The 7318-nt window shown below is 51.4% G+C and carries 4 protein-coding genes and 1 pseudogene; all 5 read left to right on the forward strand.

Annotated elements, in window-relative coordinates; all coding sequences use genetic code 11:
- Nucleotides 1-581 precede the first annotated feature (581 nt).
- Nucleotides 582-1133 carry a DJ-1/PfpI family protein gene (locus JOD24_RS15895; RefSeq protein WP_380163070.1) on the forward strand — a complete coding sequence of 184 codons (552 nt, stop codon included), beginning with the start codon at nt 582-584 and terminating at the stop codon, nt 1131-1133.
- Between the two features lie 160 nt (nt 1134-1293).
- A complete protein-coding gene (locus JOD24_RS15900) occupies nt 1294-2076 on the forward strand; it encodes an enoyl-CoA hydratase/isomerase family protein (protein ID WP_429247338.1) in 783 nt (260 codons plus the stop codon).
- A 264-nt stretch (nt 2077-2340) separates the two neighbouring features.
- Entirely contained in the window at nt 2341-5790 is a 3450-nt protein-coding gene (gene pyc, locus JOD24_RS15905; protein ID WP_429247339.1) for a pyruvate carboxylase, read from the forward strand.
- 118 nt (nt 5791-5908) lie between these two features.
- Complete coding sequence (locus tag JOD24_RS15910) at nt 5909-6217, forward strand: transposase (protein ID WP_429247340.1); 309 nt, start codon at nt 5909-5911, stop codon at nt 6215-6217.
- Between the two features lie 125 nt (nt 6218-6342).
- Nucleotides 6343-7086 (forward strand): annotated as a pseudogene (locus tag JOD24_RS15915) (IS3 family transposase); the annotation flags it as partial.
- Nucleotides 7087-7318: the final 232 nt, after the last annotated feature.

A 7318-nucleotide genomic window follows, 5' to 3' on the forward strand; every position in this document is an offset into this window, starting at 1 on the left:
GGAGCGGCCAGTTTTCACTTCCTTGCCGGATGGCAACGGTCGCGTGGGTGAACACGATCTCCCCACCCAAAATATGGCTAATCAACACGCCTGATGGAAAATAGAAAATCAATTCACTATGAATTGAAGGTGTTAGCTTATTTAAGTACTCTGATGTGCAAACCAGCTCAGCCAGAGTGGTGGATGAACTCCCTTCCCTGCTTTTCCGCTAGTGCAGAAGAGTGAGGCGGTTCCGGTCACTTACAAAGAGCGTAAAGGCGAATCGTGCTGGGCGAGCACTGGAAATAGGTATCAGAAAGGAGTCGTGGAAATCCAAGCGAGGTAGGGAAGTTGTAGGGGAACTGAGCGACTCTTGAAGAGGAATTCAAAAGAGCCGCTCTTGTCTCTATCTTCTTATTCTTGTTGGATGAAGAAAGATGGATATACCGTTCCCCTGAAGCCAGCCGGTAAAATCGTCGGACTTGGAGGGGTCCATCAGAGCTTGAGGAGCGGAATCAACCGCTTCTGAGGAAAAACCGGTTTTTTTCTCCCGCGGAAAGGATATAAATATGATTGGACCATCTAAAGGGGAGGTTTTCTGATTGGCAAAAGTATTGATCCTGACCGGTGATGCGGTGGAAGCTCTGGAAGTCTTCTATCCCTACTATCGGCTGTTGGAAGAAGGACACGAGGTCACCATCGCGGCACCCAAGAAGAAAAAATTGCAGACCGTGGTGCATGATTTTGAACCGCATATGGAGACCTTTACAGAAAAGTTCGCTTATGGCCTGGATGCTGATGCATCTTTTGCAGAGGTGAATCCGGCCGAGTTTGATGGTCTGATCATCCCCGGTGGACGTGCACCGGAACATATCCGGATGCATGAGCAGGTGCCGGAGATCGTCACCCATTTCTTCACGGCGAACAAGCCTGTAGGTGCGATCTGCCACGCGGCTTTGGTCTTTGATGTGGTGCCAGAGGCGGTCCAGGGAAGGGAGATGACCGCCTTCACCACCTGCCGCCCGGAAGTGGAGCGGGCCGGTGCCAAATACATCGACAAAGATCTGCACGTGGAAGGAAATCTGGTATCCGGTCACGCCTGGCCGGATTTGCCCGGGTTCATGAAAGAGTTTCTGAAACTATTAAGCCAATAAAACATGGAAAACCACCCCTGCCCCCGGCAGGGGTGGTTTCATAAAGTCTGAAGTAGATGATCTATTTTTGCAAAGAGTGGCATGATTTTTGTATGATGGATAGGAGGATGGAACCGCAAGAGATCCATCGCACTGATTATAAGCCGAAAGGGTGCAACCCATGTTTGAAACCATCTTGTATGAGACCCAGGACGGAGTCGCAACAGTCACTTTGAACCGGCCAGAATCTTTTAATGCTTTCAATATGAAGATGCATGAGGAAGCGATTCAGGCCATGGACCAAGCTGTCACAGACCCAAAGGTGCGTTGCATCGTCCTGAAAGGAAACGGCAAAGGCTTCAGTTCCGGAGCTGATCTCAGCATCACCCAGGAATTTGGCGCAGAGGCGGACTATGGAAAGGTTTTGCAGGAGACCTACAATCCACTTCTGATGCAGATGGTGGAGGCGGACAAACCGATCATAGCCGTTCTGCACGGTCCAGCTTTCGGTGCGGGCTTGAGCCTGGCTTTGGCCTGCGATTTCCGGATTGCCTCTGATCACGCTTCGCTCAGTCTCGCTTTTGTCAACATCGGTTTAGTGCCAGATGCAGGAGCTACCTTTTTTCTGCCACGGATCGTGGGCTACAGTCGGGCGCTGGAGCTGGCGATGACGGGGAGAAAATTGGACGCGGAGGAAGCTTACACGATGGGATTGGTGAACCGGGTGGTGCCAGCGGAAGAATTGGAGACGGCAGTGGAGGAATATGCCCGGCGGCTGGTGCAGGCACCCACTAGTGCCCTTGCAGGGATGAAGCGCAATTTCTCGAAGAGTTTCGAAAATGACCTTCCCACCCTGTTGAAGGCGGAAGCCAGAGAGCAGACGGTCTGCGGCAGAAGCGATGACCATCGCGAAGGAGTGACTGCCTTCTTTGAAAAGAGGCAACCGATTTTCAAGGGACGGTAACCGGGAAGATCAGGAGGCTTGACAACGGTGGAACGATCATTTCTTGATATAGATTCCCACACTCCCGGAAAAAGGAATCGTTTTTTCAAGGATTGCATCTTTATTCAAGGGTGAGTATATTGTAAACTTTCACGTAAGCAAGAACCGATTCATTTCTGTTAAGAATCCGGGGGGACAGGGGTGGATGATCCTTTGACCTCGCCTGATCCCGCCGGGTGAATTTTGAGGGAGCAGTTTACCGACCAGGGAAGGGGAGTGAAATGATTGACGAGGAAGTTCAACAAAGTCATGGTTGCCAACCGTGGCGAAATCGCAATTCGTATTTTTCGTGCCTGTACAGAACTGGGCATTCGGACGGTCGCTCTCTATTCCGCTGAGGATATGACGGCTTTCCACCGTTCCAAGGCAGATGAAGCTTATCTGATCGGGGAAGGAAAAGGGCCGATCGAAGCTTATCTCGATATTGAAGGGATTATCGATGTCGCCAAGCGGCATGATGTGGATGCGATTCATCCCGGATATGGATTTTTGTCTGAAAATGCGGAGTTTGCTAACCGGTGCCGTGAAGAAGGAATCGTCTTTATCGGACCCTCGCCGGAACAGATTCAGATGTTCGGGGATAAAGTGAAGGCGAGAGAGATGGCGGTGAAGGCCGGAATCCCAGTGATTCCCGGCACTCCGGAGCCGATTGATTCATTGGCGGAGGCTATCGGATTTGGTGAGACTCACGGCTACCCGATGATCATCAAGGCCGCTTCCGGCGGAGGTGGCCGGGGGATGCGCATCGTCCGCGGTCGGGATGAACTGCAGGAAGCGGTGGACCGGGCCCGTTCCGAAGCGAAGTCCGCTTTTGGGAATGCAGAGGTTTATATCGAAAAATATCTGGAGAACCCCCGGCATATTGAAGTGCAGATTCTGGGGGATGAACAGGGGAACAGGGTTCATCTCTTTGAACGGGACTGTTCGATCCAGCGTCGGCATCAAAAGGTGGTGGAAGTGGCTCCCAGTGTCGCTCTGCCGGAGGAATTGCGAAACCGCATCTGTGAAGCCGCATTGCAACTGATGACAGTTGCCGGTTATACCAATGCGGGAACGGTGGAGTTCCTGGTGACGCCGGAGCAGGATTTTTATTTTATCGAGGTCAATCCCCGGGTGCAGGTGGAGCATACGATTACCGAGATGATCACCGGAATCGACATTGTCCAGTCGCAAATTCGGATCGCCGAAGGATATGCCCTCGATTCACCGGAAGTAGGCATCCCGTCGCAGCAGGAGATCATCACCCACGGTTATGCTATCCAGTGCCGGGTCACCACTGAGGATCCTGCGCAAAATTTCTTGCCGGATACCGGTCGCTTGCTCGCGTATCGTTCCGGTGGCGGTTTTGGGATTCGACTCGATGTGGGCAATGCTCATCTGGGGGCCAACATCACTCCCCACTATGATTCACTCTTGGTCAAGGTATCCTCTTGGGCGCTAAACTTTCAACAGGCTGCCAACAAGATGTTGCGCACGTTGCGAGAGTTTCGCATCCGGGGTGTGAAAACCAATATTCCCTTTTTGGAGAATGTCGTCCAACACCCTGATTTCCTGACCGGAAACTACGATACTACCTTTATTGACAGCAGACAGGAACTCTTTGCCTATCCGTCTATGCGGGATCGGGGGACCAAACTGTTGAACTACATCGGGGAGACCGTGGTAAACGGCCATCCTGGGTTGCCCAAGGGAGAGAAACCCTCCTTCTCCCCACCCCGTCTTCCGGATTTATCTCAGCTACAGGCTCCCCTGGAGGGAACCAAGCAAATTTTGGATAGAAGGGGGCCGGAGGAGTTGGTGGCATGGATCCGGGGGCAGCAACGGTTGTTGCTCACAGATACTACCTTTCGGGATGCACACCAATCTCTTTTCGCCACCCGGGTGCGCACCAACGATCTGTTGCGGATCTCTGAGGCGACCAGTCGATTGGCACCCGACCTTTTCTCTCTGGAGATGTGGGGCGGTGCCACCTTTGACACCAGTATGCGTTTTCTCAATGAAGATCCCTGGGAGCGGTTGACTCTCCTCAGAGAGCGGATTCCCAATCTTCTATTCCAGATGCTACTGCGGGGGGCCAATGCGGTTGGTTATACCAACTACCCGGATAATGTGATTCAAGAGTTCGTCCGACTTTCCGCTGACGCCGGGATCGATGTTTTCCGTATCTTCGACAGTTTGAACTGGACTCCGGGGATGCAGGTGGCCATCGAGGCAGTCCGGGAGTCCGGCAAGGTGGCTGAAGCGTCCATCTGTTATACCGGAGACATCCTGGATCCGAAACGGGATAAGTACAGCCTGCAATACTATGTAAACCTGGCCAAAGAGTTGGAACAGATGGGGGCACACATCCTGGCGATCAAGGACATGGCGGGACTGCTGAAACCCTATGCGGCCTACCAGTTGATCCAGACTCTCAAACAGGAAGTGGGACTGCCGATCCATCTGCACACCCACGATACCAGCGGTAACCAACTGGCGACCCTGTTGAAGGCTTATGAGGCAGGTGTAGATATTGTGGATGCTGCACTGAGTCCCATGTCCGGGTTGACTTCTCAGCCTAGTTTGGATGGCTTGGTGGCTTCTCTGGAAGGCAGAGAGAGGGAGACGGGATTGGATCTGGCTCGGCTGCAACCATTGGCCGATTACTGGGAAGATGTCCGTCCTTTTTATGCTGGCTTTGAGAGCGGGATGAAATCGACGACCACTGAAATCTATAAGCATGAAATGCCCGGCGGGCAGTACACCAATCTTCACCAACAGGCGAAAGCAGTCGGCCTCGGTGATCGCTGGGACGAAGTGAAAGAGGCTTACACTATCGTCAACCATATGTTCGGTGATATTGTTAAAGTGACGCCTTCTTCCAAAGTGGTTGGAGATTTGGCCTTGTTCATGGTTCAGAACAACTTGACGGAAGCGGATGTTTATGAGCGAGGGGAGCGCCTGGATTTTCCCGAGTCTGTTGTCCGCTTTTTTCAAGGATATCTGGGACAACCTCCCGGGGGCTTTCCCGAAAAACTGCAGCGGATCATTCTCAAAGGGCGGGAAAGCTTCACCCATCGTCCCGGAGAAAAGTTGCCAGCAGTGGACTTTGCAGCCGTGGAAAAGGAATTGCAGGATCAAGTCGGCCGACCGGTGACACCCACTGATGTGATGTCCTATATCATGTATCCCCAGGTTTTCTTGGATAAAGAGAAACTATCCAATGAGTACGGGCGGGTCTCCGCTTTGGATACCCCTACTTTCTTCTACGGATTGCGACCGGGAGAAGAAGTGGCAGTGGAGATCGAGCAAGGGAAGACCTTAATTGTGAAATTGATTTCTATCGGTTCCCTCAGTCCGGAGGGGAATCGCATCGTCTATTTTGAATTGAACGGACAACCGCGACAGGTCACGCTCTTTGATCAGTCCGCCGAAGTCTCTATGGAAGCGCGCCGTAAAGCAGATGCTTCCGATGAGGGGCAGATCGGGGCCTCTATGCCGGGGAAAGTATTGAAAGTGATGGTGGAGTCCGGGGATGAAGTAGAGAAAGGAGAGGACTTGATCGTCACCGAAGCGATGAAGATGGAGACGACGGTACAATCTCCGTTCCCGGGAAGAGTGAAAGCCGTTCATGCCAAGGCAGGGGACAGTATTGAAAGTGGGGATCTCTTGATCGAGCTGGAAAAGAACTCTTAAGGACCTGTCGTATCCTAATCAATAGAGAACAAATAAAAGGCCGGGAGCTTTGATATTATCCCCTCTGAGTAGACAGTAAAAAGCAAGCCCCTTACTGTATACTTGGAGGGGATTTGTTATGGGGAATATTCGGAGAACCTATTCAAAAGAGCTGAAGATGCAGGCGGTTCAGTTGTATCTCGAAGGAGAGCTCAGTTATCAGGCGGTCGCTAAAGAATTAGGAATCGCCGAGGATCGGAGTGTGCGCCGATGGGTTCGGCATTATGAAAACGAAGGGACGAAAGGATTGGAGGAAAAGCGGGGAAAATCGACGCACCCACGGAAAGGGCGGCCCCGAAAACATCCTGCCAGCTTGGAAGAGGAAGTGCGCCGGCTCCGAGCGGAGAATGAATTTCTAAAAAAGTGGCTGGGTTTGGAGGGGAGGTGAGATGTCAGAGGAAGGCCTATGCAGTGATTCAGGAAATGGCTACACGGTTCCCGATTTCCCTGCTGTGTGCAGTGGCTCGTGTTTCACGAAGCGGGTTCTAGAAGTGGGTACGAAGGCAGCAGCACCCGTCTTTAAAAAGCGTGGAAGATGAAAAACTGAAGTGCAAGATCCTTGAATGTCACCAAGAAGTAAGCGGGATCTACGGATATCCGAGGATCACTGTATGGCTTCGTCGTCAGTATGGGATCCATGTCAACCGAAAAAGGGTGTACCGGCTGATGAAGGAGTTGGGAATCCAGGCAGTGATCCGAAAGAAGCGAAGATATTTCGGTGCCAAGGAAGCGTTGGTGATCTCAGAAAACCGGTTGAATCGGGAGTTTTCCGCTTCCCGTCCCAACGAAAAATGGGTAACGGATATCACCTATCTCCCCATTCAGGGACGGTTTTATTACCTGTCCGCCATCATCGATTTATTTAACAACGAGGTCATCGCCTACCGGATTAGTAAACGGAACAATATCCAGTGGGTTCTCGACACTGTAAAAGCAGCCATAAAAAAACGAGAAGTGAATGGAGTCCTCTTACACAGCGATCGAGGATTCCAGTACACCTCTCGACAATACAATCACCTACTTCAACGATACAATATCAAGCCGAGTATGTCCAGGAAAGGGAACTGCTTGGACAATGCTTGCATCGAAAGTTTTTTTGGCCACTTCAAGAGTGAATGTCTATATTTGCATTCATTCACTACTATCGATGAAGCACGCCCTGTTTTTCATGACTACATACGATTTTACAATCATATACGTTTTCAATCTCGTTTACATAACTTGAGCCCGGTCGAATACCGGGCCCAAACTACGTGATTCATACAACCGGCTTGTTTTAACATGTCTACTTGACAAGGGGAAGATCAAAATTCCCGGCCTTTTATTTGTTCTCATCCTCAGGCGTGTTGATTAGCCATATTTTAGGTGGGGAGATCGTGTTCACCCACGCGACTGTTGCCATCCGGCAAGGAAGTGAAAACTGGCCGCTCCAAATCTGACCATCGGGCAGGGGCAAAGCCTTACGGAAGCAACACAGGGAAGAGGTTGC

It is taken from the genome of Kroppenstedtia sanguinis (assembly GCF_050433445.1).
GTDB classification, from domain to species: Bacteria; Bacillota; Bacilli; order Thermoactinomycetales; family DSM-45169; genus Kroppenstedtia; species Kroppenstedtia sanguinis.

Bases quoted from the DNA above. Each gene is read 5' to 3' on its own strand.
- JOD24_RS15900 (WP_429247338.1), top strand. From the start codon at position 1,294: ATGTTTGAAACCATCTTGTATGAGACCCAGGACGGAGTCGCAACAGTC.
- JOD24_RS15910 (WP_429247340.1), top strand. From the start codon at position 5,909: ATGGGGAATATTCGGAGAACCTATTCAAAAGAGCTGAAGATGCAGGCG.